Below are 16,878 nucleotides of genomic sequence, written 5' to 3' on the forward strand. Positions count from 1 at the left end.
CCCTTCCGCCGGTCAACGACCTTCCCCGCCCGCGGGTCGCTCACTCGTGGGCGATCGCGGCGAGGACGTTCATCCTGGAGGCGCGCAGGGCCGGCAGCAACGCCGCGACCAGGCCGACCACCACCGAACCGGCCATGACCGCCCCCACCGTGGTCCACGGGACGGTGAACGCCCGCATGCCCTCCAGCGCCAGCACCTCGTGCGTGACCACGCCCCAGACCAGCCCCAGGGCGAGCCCCAGCACCGCGCCGAAGACCGCGATCACCACGGACTCCAGCCGGATCATCCGGCGCAGTTGCAGCCGCGACAGACCGATCGCCCTGAGCAGCCCGATCTCCCGGGTGCGCTCGATCACCGACAGGGCGAGGGTGTTGACGACCCCCAGCACGGCGATGATGATCGCCAGGCCGAGCAGGGCGTACACCAGGTTCAGCAGCACGGAGATCTGGGTGCGCACCAGTTGCTTGTAGTCGGCCTGGTCACGGACCTCCACCTGCGGGTACGGCTTGAGAGCCCGTTCCAGGTTCGCGCGTAGCGTGGGCTTGTCGGTGCCGGGGGCGGCGTTCACGTAGAGCGCGGCGTCCTGGCCGCGGGGGAGGAACCGCTCGGCGGTGGCCAGGCCCATGGTGAGGGTGGCGTCGTCCCCGAGCAGGGTGCTCTGGCTGGTGGTCAGCGCGCGCAGGGTGAACGTCGTGGAGCGGCCGTCGACGAAGCGCACGGGGATGCGGCTGCCCACGCGCAGCCCGTGGTGGGCGGCGTACGCCGCGGAGAGCGAGAGGCTGTCGCGGGCCAGGGCGTGCGCCGTGTCGCCCGCGGCGTAGTCCAGGTTGAGCGCCCGGTCCGCGCCGGGGCCGATCGCGGTGCCCGTCAGCTTGGTCGTGCGGTGGTCGGGCAGGGTCATCAGGACGGAGACGTAGCGCACCCGCACCACCTCCCCGGCCCCGGGCACCTTCCGGACGCGGTCGGTGATCTCCGGGGAGAAGGGCGCGAAGTGGTCGCCCTGCACGACGTAGTCCGCGCCCAGGGCCTTGTCGATCTCCTGGTCGAAGGAGCTCGCCATCGACGTGCCGGCGATGGACATGCCGGTGACCAGGGCCAGCCCGATCATCAGCGCGCCGGCCGTCGCACCCGTGCGGCGCGGGTTGCGCAGCGCGTTGCGCTGGCTCATCCGCCCCACAGGACCGAACACGTGGGGGAACGCCCCGCCGAGCACCCGGATCACCGGCCGTACCAGCAGCGGCCCCACGACCACCGCCGCGATCAGCGAAAGACCGATGCCGATCCCCAGGAACGTCGCCGCGTCACCGGTGCTCCCGGCCACCGCCGCCCCGGCCAGCGTCCCCGCGGCCACCAGCGTCGCGACCGCGCCGCCCACCGCCCGCGACCGCAGGCTCCGCCCGCTCCCGGCGACCTCGGCGTCGGACAGCGCGGCCATGGGGGAGACCCGTGCCGCCCGGCGCGCCGGCAGGTAGGCCGCGACCAGCGTCACCAGCAGACCGACGGCGTACGCGGCGACCGGCACGCGCCAGCGGATGACCATCTCGGCGGCGTCGATGTTCATCCCGAACACCCCGAGCAGCCGGAAGAGGCCCGCCGCGAGTCCGACTCCGCAGACCAGGCCGACGGTGGAGCCCACCGCCCCCAGCAGCAACGCCTCCACCAGCACCGACCGCCGCACCTGTCCGCGGTCCGCCCCGAGCGCGCGCAGCAGGCCGAGTTCCCGGGTGCGCTGGGCGATCAGCATCGAGTAGGTGTTGACGATCAGGAAGACCCCGACCAGCACCGCGACCCCGGCGAAGCCCAGCATCACGTACTTGATCACGTCCAGGAAGGTGGCCAGGCTCTCCACCGCCGACTTCGCCTGCTCCGCCTGGGTCGTGTACGTGTAGCGCGGACCGAGCGCGGCGGCGATCCGCTTCTTCAGCACGTCGTCCGAGACCCCGGGTGCGGCGTCGGCCTGCACCGAAGTCGCGACACCGGTCCGGCCCAGCAGGCGGGACTGCGAGGTGGGGGTGTCGACGAACAACAGGGCGGCGCCCGGATTGGTCGTGGTGAAGGTGGCGATGCCCACGAGCCGGACCGAGAACGCGCCCGGCTGTGCCAGCACCCGCAGCCGGTCGCCGATCTCCAGGTGACGCTTCGCCGCGGTGTCGGCGTCGATCAGCGCCTCGTCGGGGCCGTGCGGCGCGTGCCCGCTGGTCAGCCGGACGGGACTGCGCGGGTTCCCCGACCAGTTGGTGGCCACGGTGAGGGCGCCGGTGGTCGGCTCCACCGGCCGGCCCTCCGCGTCGACGACGGTGGTGTTGTGCACGGTGACGTCGATCCGCGCGTCGGCGACGCCCCGTACCGCCTTCACCCGGTCCAGCAGGGACGCCGGCAGGGTGCGCACCTGGCCGGAGGCGAACTGCTGGTCCTCGCTGAAGGCCTCCGGGGGGCCCACCGTCACATCGGCGGCCGTCGAGGCGAACAGGCGGTCGAAGGTGCGGTTGACGGTGTCGGAGAAGATCATGCTGCCGGTGACGAAGGCCACCGACAGCAGGACGGCGAGCGCGCTGAGCAGCAGCCGGCCCTTGTGGGCCAGGAAGCTGCGCAGCGTCGCCCGGAGCATTTCGCCGGTGCCTAGCCGTGCTTGCGCAGCGCGTCGAACCGCTTGAGCCGTTCCAGGACGCCGTCCGCGGTGGGCCCGTGCATCTCGTCGACGATCCGTCCGTCGCCCAGGAAGAGCACCAGGTCCGACCAGGCCGCCGCGGTGGGGTCGTGGGTCACCATCACCACGGTCTGGCCGAGGGCGTCCACGGCCTCGCGGAGGAAGCCGAGCACCTCGGCGCCCGCCTGTGAGTCGAGGTTGCCGGTCGGCTCGTCGGCGAAGATCAGCTGCGGCCGGGAGGCCAGGGCGCGGGCGCACGCCACACGCTGCTGCTGCCCGCCCGACAGCTGCGCGGGACGGTGCCCCAGCCGGTCGCGCAGGCCCAGGGTGTCGATCACCCGGTCCACCCACTCCCGGTCGGGCCTGCGGCCGGCGATGTCCATGGGCAGCGTGATGTTCTCGGCCGCCGTGAGCGTCGGCAGCAGGTTGAACGCCTGGAAGACGAAGCCGACCTGGTCGCGGCGGAGCCGGGTCAGTTCGCGTTCCGCCAGACGGGTGATCTCGGTCTCGCCGATCCAGACCTGCCCCGAGGTGACCGAGTCCAGCCCCGCCAGGCAGTGCATGAGCGTGGACTTGCCGGAGCCGGACGGCCCCATGACGGCGGTGAAGCGGCCGCGGGCGATCTCCACGTCCACCGCGTCCAGCGCCACGACCCGTGTCTCGCCCGTCCCGTACGCCTTCGTCAGCGCGGTCGCCCGCGCGGCGGGCTCCGCTCCCGCCTCGATGCCCTCTGTGTCCGCTGCCGTCCATGTCGACACGCTTGCCCCCCAAGATGAGGAAGTGCGTACTTGTCCGTATGCGACCCGAGCGTAGGTCGTCGGGTGCGGTGCCGCATCGTCCCCGAGGGTGAGCGCCGGGGGCGCGCGGGCGGCCGCCGTGCGACCGCGAGTTCGTCCGGCCGAAACCGGCCGGCCGTCCCGGTACGTCTGTAGGTGCACCCGGGCAGGGCACGGTGTGGCCGGGTGGGGGACGAGGGCCAGTACCGAGGGGGGACCGAATCGATGGTGCACGCACGTATCCGGACCGGGTCCGGTGACCGCAGGCGCACGCGGGCCTGGGCGGTGGCGCCCGTGGTGGCGCTGCTGGCCCTGGCGCTCCAGGGGTGCCAGGACCCGGCTGCCGACGACGCCGGCGACGAGCCGTCCGCGACCGCGCCGGGCACCCCGGGCGCGGCGGGGTCGTCCGCGGCGTCCCCGGGGCAGCCGTCCGCGTCGTCGCCGGGCGGGACGGCCGGCGACCCGTGCGCCCTGGTGACGCAGGAGGAGGCCGAGCGGCTCGCCGGTACGGCCCTCGAACCCGGTCAGGACCTGGAAGGGACCTGCACCTACCCCGCACCGGAGTCCGGCCCGACGGCCCAGGTCGAGGTCTTCGCGGGGGAGTCGGGGAAGAACTACTACGACGCCGAACGCGGGCTCGGCCACGAACTGAAGCCGCTCGACGGCATCGGCGACGAGGCCTGGCTGGAGGACGGTTCGGTCTTCCTGCGGGTGTCCGGGCAGTGGGTCGCGATCCGGCTGGTCCGCAACGAGGAGCCGTCCCGGTTCGACGAGCCGCTCGAGGAACTGGCGCGCACGGTGGCGGGCCGCCTCTGAACGCGCTCCCCGTGCCCCCCCGGGCCCCCCGTGCCCCCCGGGCCCCCCGTGCCCCCCGGGCCCCCCGTGCCCCCCGGGCCCCGTCGGGCCCCGGGGCGCACGGGCCCAGGGCGGATGCGCCCGGGAGCCGCTTGTCACTGCTAGTGCATCGGCGCTAGCTTGAGGGTATGGCCAAGACGCAGTTGAACGTGCGGGTGGACGAGACCACCGCCGCGGCCGCCCGCGAGCGGGCCGCGCAGCGGGGCGTCAGCGTCAACCGGTACATCGAGGAACTCGTCCGGAAGGACGCGGGGGAAGCGGGCCGCAGCTTCGTCGAGGCCGCCGCCGACTTCATGCAGCGCTACGAGTCCGTCTTCGCCGAGGAGTTCGGCACGGAGCGCGAAGGACGCCGTTGACCCTGCAGATCGACCTCGCCTGGCTGCTCATGGTCGCCGAGCGCAACACCCCCGGTGACCCCCAGGTGACCGACTGGGGCGCCCTCGTCGCCGCGGTCGGCCGCCACCAGGCGGAGATATTCGGCGTCCCCGTCTACGCCGACCCCCACGAGCGCGCCGCGTGCCTGCTGCAACTGCTGGTCCACGTACCGGCCCTGGAGCGGTCCAACGCGCTCTTCGCCTCCGCGGTCGCCTACGCCTACCTGGTGGCCAGCGGCCTGAAGGTCGCCACGTCCCCTGAACGGGTGCGCGACCTGGCCCGGCTGGTCAAGGGCGGCACCGCCGACGTGCACGAGATCGCCGACGAGCTGCGCTCCTGGTGCGTCTGAGGCCCGGCCGCAGACCGGGTCGGCCGTCGTCAGGCATCGGCCTCCTGGTGCAGTTCGAGGCTGACCAGAAAGTGGATCACGGCGTCCACCCACGGAGCCGTCGCTGCCCCGGCTGTTTCCCCGTCCAAGCTCCTGGCGAGCGAGTCGAGCAGCGCCGCGGCGGACTGGAGCCCGGTACGGCGGAGTCCTGCGGCCGCCCCTGCGAGCCGGTCGCGAGCCGAAGGACCGCGGCCGCGCAGGCCGCTGTGCGCGATGTCCGCGAGGGCGGACAAGCCCGATTCGAGTGCCTGGGCGATCGGGTCGGAGGTGCGCGGAGCAGCCTCGGCGAGTGCACCCGTGCCCTCGCCCGCTTCGAGGTCGGGTACGACGAGTCCGTCCTCGGTGAGGACGGCCAGCGGGTCGAGCACGGGACGGCCGCCCTCCCGGCCCAGCAGGCCGCTCACGAATCGGACCCGGGGGCTGCCGAGTGCGGTGGCCAGCGCGTCCAGGCCGCCGGGACAGGCGGGGTTGTGGTCGGCACGGACCACCGCCGCGTTGCCCGACGGATCCCGGACGACCGCTTCGAGTCGTTGCTGGGCGGCGTCGTAGCCGACGGACTCGACGCAGGCCACGGCCAGTACCCGGGCGGTGTCGGCCTCCACCCTGGGCCGGATCAAGTGCGGTGGCCGGCCCGCCCAGGAAGACAGCGCTGCGGCGAGATCGCTGATCAGGAGGGTGTCGGGGAGATCGGCCCAGGCCGAACCGAGCGGCGTGACACTCGTGGCGGCGATGCGTCCGCGTCCGATGGTCACGGTGCGGCTGGGACTGCGGGAGATGTGCTCGCTGACGACGTTGGCCCCGGACAGCGCCCGCAGCGGGGATCCGAGCAGGCGGCGTGAAGCCAGGTCGTGGCCGGTGAGGGAGTGGCCTTCCGCCACCTCCCAGCGCTTGCGCAGGACCAGGGCGATCCCGGCGGCCGGGTGCGCGAAGTACACCTCGGCGGTGCGCTCCGACGCCGTCCGGCCGGTGACCCGGCAGCCGAGGGAGACCAGCCGTACCCGGCGCAGCGGGGTGTCGGCCGGCTCCTGCGTACCGAGCACGCCGGGGCGGTCGGACCCACCCGCGCGACGGCGGGCGTGCAGTTCGGCGAGGAGGTGGGCCACACGCCCGGCCTCGTGGTGGGCATCGCGCCCGGCGTAGGCGTCGACCTGGCGGCGCAGGTCCGCCATGATCGCGGCGGGCCAGTGGAGCGAGGCATGCGACAGCTGCGCGCCGGCGCGGGCCAATTGCGCTGCGAACACCGGGGTCGTGTGCGCGATGCCGTCCAGCAGCAACTCATCGGCCAGGGCGACGGCGGCGTCGAGCGCGTCGTCCGCGTCCGGCGCGGCGGGCGGGCGTCCGCCGACGACGACCTGCGCGTCCGCGCCGGCCGCGGCGTCGCCGTCCGCGGCGCGGAAGGCCCAGACCGCAAGCGTGATCATCTCCCCGCGGCGCGGGGCCGCGGCGTCGGTGAGGGCGTAGCCGAGCTGGTGCGGGACGGGGAAGCGCACGGTGCACGTCGGCAGATCGACCGTCGGCACGGGCCGCACCGCGTTCGGGCGGTGCACGGTCGCCGAGAAGCCGCGGTCCCGAATCCGGCGCGCGGCCAGCAGAGCGGCCCGTCCCAGCCCGGCTTCGAGTGCGGCGTCGTCGAACTCGCCCGGCGACCACGCGGCCACCTCCGGGCCCGTGGGTTCGGCGGTACCGTCCAGCCGCTGGTACGCCAGTACCAGGCCGATCCGATGGCGGCACACCCCGGTCGCCCCGCAGCTGCACTCCGCAGCCTCCAGGCCGGTGCCGACGGGCAGCCGTGTCCGGGTGCCGTCCGGGTAGGTGCCGCAGACGGTTCCGTCGGCCTCGCAGCTGACGTCCGGCCCCGAGCCGGCATCCACATCCTTGGCGGCGCGCTTCACCAAGCCGCGGTTGGAGAGGGAGGCGAGCGTGTCGGTGCTGAGGGCCAGCAGATCCTCGCGCGGCGGCGCGCCGGCAGCCGAAGAAGTCGTCGTACCGCTCACCGGGCCACCTTCTCGGCGACGAACTCGGCCAGCCGCCCAGGGGTCATGGCACCCACGTGGGCTCCCTCCTGGGCCAGCCGGGCCGCGAGTGCCCGGTCGTAGTCGGGGTTGGCCTCCTCGTCCAGCGCGGCCAGGCCGAGCACGGTGGCGCCCTGCTGGACCAGGCTGCGCACGGTGCGGACCAGCCGATGGGCATCGCCGCCCTCGTAGAAGTCGGACACGATCGCGACGATGGTGCGGCGCGGGTTGTCCACCAGGTCCGCGGCGTAGGCGACGGCGCGTGCGATGTCCGTGCCGCCATCGAGCTGGACCCGCATCAGCAGCTCCACGGGGTCGGTGACGTCCGCGGTCAGATCGACCACCTGGGTGTCGAAGGCGACGAGGTGCGTGCGGAGACCGGGCAGGCTCCACAGACAGGCGGCGGTGACCGCAGAGTGGATGACCGAGCCCGCCATCGAGCCGGACTGGTCCACCAGCAGGATCAGCTGCCACTGCTGGAGGTGCCGCCGAGTCCGTGAGTGGAAGCGCGGCCGCTCGATCAGTATCCGGCGCTCCGCGGGCTGGTAGTGGGCCAGGTTCGCCCGGATCGTGCCCCGGAAATCGAAGTCCCGCGCCAGCGGCAGCCGGCTGGGGCGGCGCGAGCGGGCGCCCGCGAAAGCCTGACGCACCTCCGGGCGCAGCCGTTCCATCAGATCCCCGACCACCGCCTCGACGATGCGCCTGGCCATCGCCCGCACCTGCGGGTTCATCAGGTGCTTGGTGCGCAGTACGGCGCGGAGCAGGGTCGCGTTCGGCTCCACGCGGGAGAGCACGTCGGGGTCGGTGACGATCTCGTTGATCTCGTACTGCTCCACGGCGTCGCGCTCGAGCCGCTCGACGGTCTCCTTGGGGAACAGCCGGTGGACGTCGTCGAGCCAGTCCACCGCGGTGATCCGGGAGGCCCCGTCACCGCCCTCCCGTCCTGCGGAGGCGCCACGGCGCACCCCGCGTCGCTCCAGGTCCGGGTCGCGGCCGTAGAGCCAGTCCAGTGCCACGTCGCGGGCGGCGGCCTGCGGGCCGAGCGGGCCCGTGCAGCGGTCGGCCGGCGCCCCCAGGATCAGCCGCCACCGCTCCAGCCCGGCGTCGGGGAGCTGCGGGGCGGAGCCGGCCGTGGGGTGGTTGCGCTCGGTCATCGCTTCGCCTGCCCGGCTCGCAGACCGTACCTGTCGAGCAGGCGGATCACGTTCTCCTCCAAGGCGCGGGCGCGGGCGAGGACCAAGGGGTCGGCGGACGTGTGCAGCAGTGAGCGGGCCGAGCCGCGCCGGCCGCGACGCTCCAGCAGATGCTCCGCGATGCGCTCGCGCTCACGGGGCGGGAAGAAGGCGAAGGCCTGCCGCAGCGCGGGCAGGCCGATCAGGAAGTCCGTGTCCGCCATGGAGACGACGATCTCGTCGAGCACGTCCAGCAGGGAGGGGCCCGACCCGTCGGCGACCGTTCCACCGCCGGCCGTCAACTCGTCCCGGGCCAGGGCGAACAGTCCGGCCAGCCAGTCGCCGAGCTCCTCGGGATCCGAGGTCGCGAGGAGACGTGCCTGGCCGACGGCGTCGTCACCGGCCGGACCGAGGGACAGCCGCAGGCCCAGAGCCGCGCCACGCAGGTCCGCGGGGGCGGCGGCGTCGGCACCGATCCGCCGGGCCGTGTCGGCCGCCGCCGTCGGGGAGAGCGTCAGAAGGCGCTCCGCGTGCCGCAGTGCGTCGCGGGCGGCGGACAGGGCCCGCAGCCGGGCGAAGTCGACGCCCTTGCCCCCGTGCAGGCCCTCGGCCAGCCAGAACACCCGGTCGACCGCCTTGTCGACGACTTCGCCGAGCAGGGGATTCCCGGCCATGCCGTACACGCGGTCGTGCCGCCACAGCTGGAGCGCGGTGGTCAGCACCGCACCAGCCGGGCCGAGCTCACCGAGCCCGCCCACGCGAGACGCAAGGGAGCCCAGCAGCTCGGTGGAGAGCGTGTCCGCACCGCAGAGCACCGCGTCGAAGAGCACCTCCGACAAGGTGGCCGTGGCCGAATCCGGCGACCCACCGGGTGTGCCCCCCGCGGACCGCACGCGCGCCGACAGCGCCACGGCGGCGGCCTCATCCAGTCGCGCGCCGTACGCACCAGCCTCGATCAGCGCGGCCTCGCGTCCGTGTGCCGGGCCGGGCTCCCAGCGTTCGGCGAAGACCGGGTCCGATCCGGTCGCGGGGCCCGAGGTGCGGACGTGCCCCGGAACGCCCAGGACACGCAGCCGGTGCAGCAACCGGCTGCGGGCGAGACCGGCCGGCTCGGTCAGGTCGGCCGTGACCCGTTCTCCCAGGACGATCCCGCACTGCTGCAACTGGGCCGCCACATCCAGGACGAGCGGCGGGGCGGGCGTGTCCGGATGCAGGAGGCCGGTCCGGTCGCCGGTGCTCGCGGCGACCATCTCGACCACCGCCGGATCCGTGCCCGGCGTGAGCGTGCCGTGCCCGGTCCAGGGCAACGGCTGCTCCAGAGCATCGCTGATCACCGTGGCCGCCAGGCCGTCGAGCACATCGGTCCGGGCCGGCAGCGGGTGCCCTCGCATCGCGGCCAGACCCTGGGAGAGGCTCCTGGCCGCGATCAGATCGGCGGTCGACACCGGAAGGCGTCGTCCTCGCAGCCGTCCGACGACCTGTTCCAGCAGTCCGTCCGCCGCCGCAGCGGGGCCGTGCTCCCACAGCAGTTGGTAGTAGCCGGGCGAGGGCATACCGGACTGGTAACCGGCGAAGGCGTCGAGCTGGTGGAAGGAGTACGGCACCAGGAAGCTGCCGCCGACGGCCCCGGCGGGCGGTTCGGGAATCCCGGGCCACGGCGCCGACGTGGTCCCCGGTGCGTCCGTGGTGCGGACCGGTGGCGCGGCCAGCGCACGCAGCGCCGGCGTGTGGAATCCGCCGGTGACCACGAGCACCGGCCGCTCCTCCGCCCGGGCGGCCGCGGCGCGGATCCAGGAGGCCATGTACTGCTCCCGCGCCCGGTCGCCCTGTTCGGCATCGGAGTCGCCCCGAACCAGGTCGAAGTAGGCGTCGAGCCGCCGCTGGAGCCCCTCAGGACCGGCGATCTCGAACAGCCGGTCCCACAGCGCGTCGACGCAGTCCACGTCGAACCGGCTGCACAGGCGCTGGGTCGCCGCCACGTAGCGGGCCTCGGCGTCTGCGTAGCGGTTGGCCAGCGGCTCGGGGCGCCCGGTGAAGGCCGGGTGCCAGGCGGGCAGGTCGATGAAGCGCACCTGTGCGCCGACGGCCCGGCCGGACCGCAGCGCGACCCACTCGGGGGAGTAGTCGCACAGCGGTGTCCAGGACGTCGCCGTGCGCTCTTCGTCGCGGTAGTGGCTGAACACGGCGATCGGCAGCTCATGGCCCAGCAGCAGCTCGTCCAGCCGCCCGTTCATGTCGGCCGGCCCCTCCACCAGTACGTAGGCCGGCCGGAGCGCCTCGATGGTGCGGGCCACCAGGAGGGCGCAGGCTGGCGAGTGGTGGCGAACGCCGATGAAGACCGTGGTCATCAGTCGGCCAGCAGGTGTCGTGCCTCGTGGAGGGCCTGCCACTGGGCGCCGTGCCGACGCCCTGCCTGCTGGTCGAGGAACCGGCGCAGCCGGGCCAGGTCCTCCGGGCTGTCCTTGGCCGCGGTGCCGGCCAGGCAGGTGACCAGATCGGCGGCGTCGCCGGGCTCCCCGCGCAGGAACCAGCCGCGCACGCCCACCGCGTGCGCCACCGAGACGGCCTCCGCGGTGCTCATCACAGCGGAGAGCCGCTCGCCGGACGCCTGCTGCCCGCGCAGCTCGCGAAAGGTCCCCACCAGTACCTCGAGCACGTCGCGGTCCGGCGGCGCCTCGACCCCGGACCGGCGCAGCAGGGCTCCCGCCTCCGCTTCGACGAGTGCGAGCTCGGTGTCGAAGTCCGCGATGGGGAAGACCGTCTCGAAGTTGAATCGCCGCTTGAGCGCGGCGCTCATCTCGTTGACGCCCCGGTCACGGGTGTTGGCGGTGGCGATGACGTTGAATCCGCTCCGCGCGAAGACCATTCCCTCGGGACCGTCCAGCTCCGGAACGGCCAGGACGCGTTCGGACAGCAGCGAGAGCAGGCAGTCCTGCACCTCCAGCGGACAGCGGGTGATCTCCTCGAAGCGGACGATCCGGCCCTCGGCCATGCCGTGCAGCATCGGCGCGGGCACCAGCGAGCGCGGTGAAGGCCCCTCGGAGACGAGCAGCGCGTAGTTCCAGGAGTACTTGATCTGGTCCTCGGTGGTGGCCGCGCCGCCCTGGACGGTCAGCGTCGAGGTGCCGCTGACCGCCGCGGCGATCAGCTCCGACAGAAGCGACTTCGCCGTGCCCGGCTCGCCGACCAGTATCAGGCCGCGGTTGGTCGCCAGCGTCACCAGCGCGCGCTCGACCAGGGAACGGTTGCCGACGAACTTGCGGCTGATCCCGGCCTCCGCGTCCCCGACGATGAAACGGCGCGCCGCCCGCAGGCTCAGCTGCCACCCCGGCGGGCGGGGGTCCTCGTCCCGGGCCCGGAGAGCCGTCAGTTCCTCCGCGTACCTGACCTCGGCAGGGGGGCGCTGCAGCGGGGGGCCCTCCGGATCCAGGGCCCGGTCGGGCCGGGTCGCGGATGCGTCGTCGACGGCGGTCACCGGGCCGTCACCCCTTCCAGGTCGGCGAGCAGTTCGGAGGCGGCGATCGGGTCGAGGTCGCCGAAGCGCAAGGGGTACTCCCGGCTGGGCCAGTGGTCGCAGGGCTCCGTGTCCAGCCAGACCGTCTCGAAGGTCTGGTCGGGGAACATGTCGACGACGCCGACGGCGATGCCCTCGTCCAGGGCGATGACCAGGTGACAGCCCTCGGCGAGCCGCTTGGAGAACCACCGCTCGACGCCGGCGTCCTGCGGCTCCCCCCGCTCCCACCCCCGCTTGGTCAGTCCGAGCAGGCGGCCCACCGGCACCTTGCACCCCTCGAACCGGTGCAGGCGGTTGGCGGTCTCCTCCTGCGGCGTCAGCCGAAGTACCGGTCGGCCGAGCTGCGGGAAGGGCTGGAGGATCTCGTAGTCCGCGAACAGCTCGGACCACTCCGGCACCGTGTCGCCCAAGTGCAGCGGATGGGCCAGCCGGACCGTCGCCTCGGCGGCGAGCGTGAACTCGTCGTCGTCGACGTCGGCGAAGCTGCGGTCCTCGGCGACCCTGAAGGCCGTCGCCGCGCCGGCCGCGTCGGCGAGCCAGACCAGTCGGCGCACCAGGTGCCAGACCAGAGGGTGCTGCACGAACAACTCACGGAACTCCGCCGCGGTCCAGGTCCGCTGCGTGACCATGGCCGCCTCCAGACGGCGGATCTGGTCGGAGGCGATGGTGCGGACGTCCTTCTTCAACGCCGCGAAGCGTTTGCGCTCGGCCGGGGCGAGCTCCTGGTCGTCCTTGACGCCGGGGGCGGGCAGATCCTTGCGGCGCTTCCCGTCGGCGTCCAGCACGAAGGGGCGCAGCTGCTCGTCGAAGCCCACGGTGAAGCGGCGCGTGCCGTAGTCGACGACCGTCGTGCCGTCCGGGTCCAGTCCGAGATCGGGCACCAGTCGGTCCGCCAGCTGCTCGCCGGTCAGCCCGAGTCCCTCCGCCACCTCGGAGATCTTCTCCTGGGCCCGGACCTTGAGCGCCTTGAACTTCACCCGCTGGGCGACGCCGTGGAGGTGCATGAGGGCGACGTCGCTGCCGATCTCGGCCAGCACGTTCAGGCCCTCGACCGCGCGGTGGTGCGCCCCCTGACCCGGCCAGTCGCGCAGGATCGGAGTGAGCCGGCGCACCGTCTCGTCGTCCCCCAGCCGACCGAGCGCGTGCAGGATCCAGCTCTCCTTGGCCGGCATGGCCGCCTGCCGCCACTCCTCGAACAGGGCCCAGACGAAGGCGGCCAGCGAGTCGGCGCGGCACGCCTCTCCGACGACGGCGACCCCGGGGTACGGGTCACCGGGTTTCGACAGGGCGAGCATGGTCAGCACGTGGCGGACCGCCTCCTCCGGCAGTGCCTCGCCGGAGGGGAGCAGGATCTGCGGGAGGACCGAGGGCTGCACCCAGCTGGGCAGGGCCGGTATCCGGGCGGGGAGCGCGATCTCCAGGGGGTCCGCGGCCAGCGTCTCGGCGACGATCTCGGCCGCCTCGCCGCCGTGTGCCGCGGTCACGGCGGCCAGGACGGCGTCCGTCCCCTCGGCGGACGCGACCAGGCGCAACGCCTGTTCGGCCGCCTTCCGGGCCGGGCCGGGCTGCCCGACGGCGTCCGGTACGAGCAGCAGGCCCGCGTCGATCCCGTACCGGGCGAACCAGGAGCGGGCCGTCATCTGCACCGACTTGAGCCGGACCAGCCCGTCCGCCATCAACCGTGCCGCGCCCAGGTCGAGGAAGGGCATCAGGAGCGGGGTGAGGTGCGCCGGCTTGGCCGAGGCCACCTTGAGGGCGAGCGGCAGCGCCGCCATGCCGTATTTGGCGACGACAGGCTTGAGGAGGTCCACGCCACCCCAGAGGTCCTCCGGCGACCACTTCTCCAGCCAGGGCGAGAGCACGTCGAGTGGGCCCTGGACGAAGAAGCGCGTCGAGTGCCACAGGCCCGATTCGCGTCCGACGATCTTGCGGGCCTCCTGGTCCCAGTCGGTCGTCCGGGGGTATTCCCAGCCCCAGGACGGGTGCCCGGCCCAACGCTCCCTTTCACCCTCGCGCCACGCCAGCCGCCGCGTGCCGTCCGGCAGCAGGCCCGTGAGCACCCGTGGCTTGAGGGGCGTTCGCCTGCGCGTCCAGGGCGGTGAGACGAGCAGCGCCGGCAACACCTCCGGTGCCGCCTCGGTGACGCGCTCGCGCGCACCGTCGAGCGACCGCACCAGCTCCGCCTCCGCGGCGCCGAGTCGCGGCAGCAGCTCGGGCAGCCGGGCGTTGTTCAGCATCACGTGCGTGTTGAGGAGTTGGCGTGCCGCAGGGGCGTTCTTCCCGTCCTTCAGGCCCGCTTCGGCGAGCAGACGCAGGGCCCGGCCCGGGTAGCGCTGCATGGCCTCCTGTATGGCGGGGCGGATGTGCTTGTTGTCCAGACGGGACAGCAGCAGCCTGAAGGCCTCGTCGGTCGGGAAGTTCGCCACCGCCATGGTGATGCTCCGGAACTGGTCGGAGTCCCAGGACCGTTCGATCGCCTCGTCGAGGAAGGGCACGCACTCCGTGCCCAGGCCGTCGGCGAGCGTGGCGACCAGTGTCACGGACCAGCCGCGCCAGACGAGTTTGGGGGCCGTGCCGAGCCGGCCGACCTGCCCGGGATCGTCGAGCGCGCAGAGCAGCAGCGGCCGGAGCACGTCACCGCCGGATCCGTATCCGGGCTCCTCGGCGATGCACTCGTCGGCCCAGCCGGGCGTGCCCGGCGCGAGATAGGCGGCGACGACCCGGCGCCGCGCGGTGGTGCGGCACTCACGCAGCGCGGTGACGGTCTCCCGGTAGGTCTCGTCGTCCGTGCAGGCGAGCAGCGCACGCACCCGGTCCGCCAGCTGACGTGCGGGTTGGGGCGTGATGTGGTCGGTCAGGCCCCGGAAGCGCAGTGTCGGATGCTGTGACCCTGTCGATACCGCTGGCCGGCGTCGATGTCGAAGACCTCCACCACCGACCGGGCGGCGAAGGCCGGCCCGTGGCTCGCGGCCCACGCGTCGGCGAACGGGAAATCCTCCCTTGCGGCGGGGGGCCAGACCGGCGTCACCAGGTTCGCCAGGACGGCTGCCCCGCGGGGGTCCGGCTTCCCCGCCAGATAGGCGCGCGCTGCCTTGACCAGCGCCGGATCCGCCTGCTGTGCGGCGAGAACCTGCTCGATCCAGTCCAGCTCGGCCACGATCCGTTCCTGGACCTGATCGATGGCATCCGGCGCCGGCACGGCGGCGGGCCGCCGAACCCCGCCGCGGCGCGGGTGCAGCACCCGGCGCCATGAGCCGGGCAGGACGAACGTGTCCTCGTCGGGAAGTCCGCCCTCCGGCGGCGCCTCCGGCAGCGGCTGTGATTCCGGCTTGGCCGCTGCCGCTGCCGCTGCCGCTGCCGCTGTCGGCTCCGGCTGCTGCGGTGCCGACGAACCGACCTCGAGGTAGCCCTTGCGCTCCTTCTCGGCGACCAGCTTGCCGAAGTGCAACGATGCCGCTTCGGCCGACCCCAACTCCTTCTCCTGGAGCCGCCCCTCGGCACCTATCCGGCCGTAGCGCACGGTCACCAGCGCGCCGTCGACCGCCGCTTCCCAGAATTTCGCGGATCCACCACCGACAAGTTCCCAGCGCCGCACAGCAACCCCTCCCACCCACGACCGCACACCGGAGGCATCACTCGTCCGGTGATCAACGGGCGTCACCCTAGTAGTCGCCTGTGACAAGCGGTCCGGCGCAGGGGCCGTCCCTCGCCGGACGCCGCTCAGGCCCGCTGTGCCAGCAGGGCGAGCGCGCCGCTGACGGCCTGGTCGAAGGGCGCGGCCGAGCCGGCCGCGCGGGCGAGCACGTAGCCGCCCTGGAGCACGGCCACGAGCGCGGTCGCGATGTCGCCGGTGTCGAGGCCGGGCGCGATCTCCCCGCGCGCCTGGCCCTCGGCGAGCACGTCCGCGAGCCGGCCGCGCAGCCACTCGAAGGTCTCGTCGAGCGGCGCCCGCAGCTGCGGGCTGGCGACGACCTCCGGGTCCTGGGTGAGCCGCCCGATCGGGCAGCCGCGCAGCACGTCGCGTTCGCGGCGCAGGTACCGCGAGACCCGCTCGACCGCCGAGCCCGGGCCGGCGAGTTCGCGCTCGGCGGTCTGCCGCATCTGCTCGGCGGTACGGCGCACGGCGGCGAGCGCGAGCTCCGGCTTGCCCGAGAAATGGTGGTACATGCTGCCCTGGCCGACGCCGGAGCGTTGCTGGATGGCCTTCGGGCTGGTGCCGACGTAGCCGCGTTCCCAGAGCAGTTCGCGGGTGCTCTCGATCAGGCGTTCCGACGTCGTCTCCATGCCGGCAGTGTACATACCAGTAGGTACAGGGCGGTGGAGCTCAAGCGGGGCGGCGCGCGGTGGCCAGGATGTGCGGGGCGCTCGGCACGGGCAGGGTGAGGCCCTTGGCGCGCTCCGGAACACGGAAGCGGCGCAGCTCCAGCACTTCGAAGCCGGTCGCCTCGACCGCGGTGAGCGTGTCCCGCCCGGTCCGGCAGCCGCCGAACAGCAGCGGCCACACGGTGCGGTCCACCGCCCACTGCAGCGCCGCGTGCGCTCGGCCCTCGGCCCGGCAGTGCTCCAGCAGCCGCAGTTCCCCGCCCGGGCGCAGTACCCGGCGGAGCTCGGCCAGGGCGCGCTCTTGGTCGCGTACGGAGCACAGCACCAGCGAGGCGACCGCCGCGTCGAAGGCCTCGCTCTTGACCGGCAGTGCCTCGGCGACCCCGGGTACGACGTCCACCGGCACCTCGGCGTGCTGCGCGGCGTCGACGGCCAGCCGGCGCAGATGCCGTTCCGGCTCGATCGCCACGACCTCGGCGACGGTGCGCGGGTAGTGACGGAAGTTCAGCCCCGAGCCCGCGCCGATCTCGATGACCCGGCCGGTGAGTCCCGCGAGCACGGTCCGCCGGTGCGCGCCGAAGCCCGCGCGGGCGTCCATCACCGGACCGCAGCGGGCGTAGAAGCGGGCGAACAGCGGGTGGTGGACGGCTTCGCCCGTCACTCCGGTACGGCTCCTCATGGCCGGACCCCCTTCGTCTCGGCACCCCTCACTTCCGATTCTGCCGCTTCTGAGCCCGTCCCAAGCCTCCCCGTTGCGGGGCAGATCCGGCGTGTCGCCCGCCGTCCGCCCCGGACGCGGCCGGGGCCGGACGGCGG

The 16,878-nt window shown here is 73.6% G+C and carries 13 protein-coding genes; 3 read left to right on the top strand and 10 right to left on the bottom strand.

What is annotated here, in order from left to right; translation table 11 throughout:
• Positions 1–40: 40 nt before the first annotated feature.
• Positions 41–2,608, bottom strand: coding sequence for an ABC transporter permease (locus PV410_RS39470; protein ID WP_500331230.1), 2,568 nt, complete (start codon positions 2,606–2,608; stop codon positions 41–43).
• Positions 2,609–2,619: 11 nt separating this feature from the next.
• Entirely contained in the window at positions 2,620–3,405 is a 786-nt protein-coding gene (locus PV410_RS39475; protein ID WP_500331231.1) for an ABC transporter ATP-binding protein, read from the bottom strand.
• A gap of 243 nt (positions 3,406–3,648) precedes the next feature.
• On the opposite strand from PV410_RS39475, the gene PV410_RS39480 reads away from it, so the two are divergent.
• From PV410_RS39480 to PV410_RS39490, 3 genes are all read left to right on the top strand, one after another.
• Positions 3,649–4,239, top strand: a complete 591-nt coding sequence (locus tag PV410_RS39480; protein WP_500331232.1) for a DUF3558 domain-containing protein — start codon at positions 3,649–3,651, stop codon at positions 4,237–4,239.
• A 167-nt stretch (positions 4,240–4,406) separates the two neighbouring features.
• Positions 4,407–4,634 (top strand): toxin-antitoxin system HicB family antitoxin, encoded by a 228-nt coding sequence (locus tag PV410_RS39485; RefSeq protein WP_499510378.1) that lies wholly within the window; start codon positions 4,407–4,409, stop codon positions 4,632–4,634.
• Positions 4,631–5,002, top strand: coding sequence for a fic family toxin-antitoxin system, toxin component (locus tag PV410_RS39490; RefSeq protein WP_500331234.1), 372 nt, complete (start codon positions 4,631–4,633; stop codon positions 5,000–5,002). The genes PV410_RS39485 and PV410_RS39490 overlap by 4 nt, the downstream gene beginning before the upstream one ends.
• 29 nt (positions 5,003–5,031) lie before the next feature.
• Here PV410_RS39490 and PV410_RS39495 read toward each other — a convergent pair whose 3' ends face one another.
• The 8 genes from PV410_RS39495 to PV410_RS39530 all read right to left on the bottom strand — a co-directional run bounded on the left by PV410_RS39495 (position 5,032) and on the right by PV410_RS39530 (position 16,741).
• Positions 5,032–7,035, bottom strand: a complete 2,004-nt coding sequence (locus PV410_RS39495; RefSeq protein ID WP_500331236.1) for a YehQ family protein — start codon at positions 7,033–7,035, stop codon at positions 5,032–5,034.
• Positions 7,032–8,207 carry a VWA domain-containing protein gene (locus PV410_RS39500; RefSeq protein ID WP_500331237.1) on the bottom strand — a complete coding sequence of 392 codons (1,176 nt, stop codon included), beginning with the start codon at positions 8,205–8,207 and terminating at the stop codon, positions 7,032–7,034. The genes PV410_RS39495 and PV410_RS39500 overlap by 4 nt, the downstream gene beginning before the upstream one ends.
• The gene (locus tag PV410_RS39505; RefSeq protein WP_500331239.1) at positions 8,204–10,573 is read right to left on the bottom strand and encodes a DUF5682 family protein; all 2,370 of its coding nucleotides are present in this window, start codon (positions 10,571–10,573) and stop codon (positions 8,204–8,206) included. Before PV410_RS39505 ends, PV410_RS39500 begins: the two co-directional genes overlap by 4 nt.
• Positions 10,573–11,700: an ATP-binding protein gene (locus PV410_RS39510; RefSeq protein ID WP_500331240.1), complete on the bottom strand. Its 1,128-nt coding sequence runs from the start codon at positions 11,698–11,700 to the stop codon at positions 10,573–10,575. Before PV410_RS39510 ends, PV410_RS39505 begins: the two co-directional genes overlap by 1 nt.
• Complete coding sequence (locus PV410_RS39515) at positions 11,697–14,612, bottom strand: DUF4132 domain-containing protein (protein ID WP_500331271.1); 2,916 nt, start codon at positions 14,610–14,612, stop codon at positions 11,697–11,699. The genes PV410_RS39510 and PV410_RS39515 overlap by 4 nt, the downstream gene beginning before the upstream one ends.
• Complete coding sequence (locus PV410_RS39520; protein ID WP_500331242.1) at positions 14,594–15,334, bottom strand: WGR domain-containing protein; 741 nt, start codon at positions 15,332–15,334, stop codon at positions 14,594–14,596. The genes PV410_RS39515 and PV410_RS39520 overlap by 19 nt, the downstream gene beginning before the upstream one ends.
• A 125-nt stretch (positions 15,335–15,459) precedes the next feature.
• Positions 15,460–16,023: a TetR/AcrR family transcriptional regulator gene (locus PV410_RS39525; protein ID WP_500331244.1), complete on the bottom strand. Its 564-nt coding sequence runs from the start codon at positions 16,021–16,023 to the stop codon at positions 15,460–15,462.
• A gap of 40 nt (positions 16,024–16,063) precedes the next feature.
• Positions 16,064–16,741: a class I SAM-dependent methyltransferase gene (locus PV410_RS39530; RefSeq protein WP_500331246.1), complete on the bottom strand. Its 678-nt coding sequence runs from the start codon at positions 16,739–16,741 to the stop codon at positions 16,064–16,066.
• Positions 16,742–16,878: the final 137 nt, after the last annotated feature.

It is taken from the genome of Streptomyces sp. PA03-5A, from assembly GCF_033792725.1.
GTDB lineage: Bacteria > Actinomycetota > Actinomycetes > Streptomycetales > Streptomycetaceae > Actinacidiphila.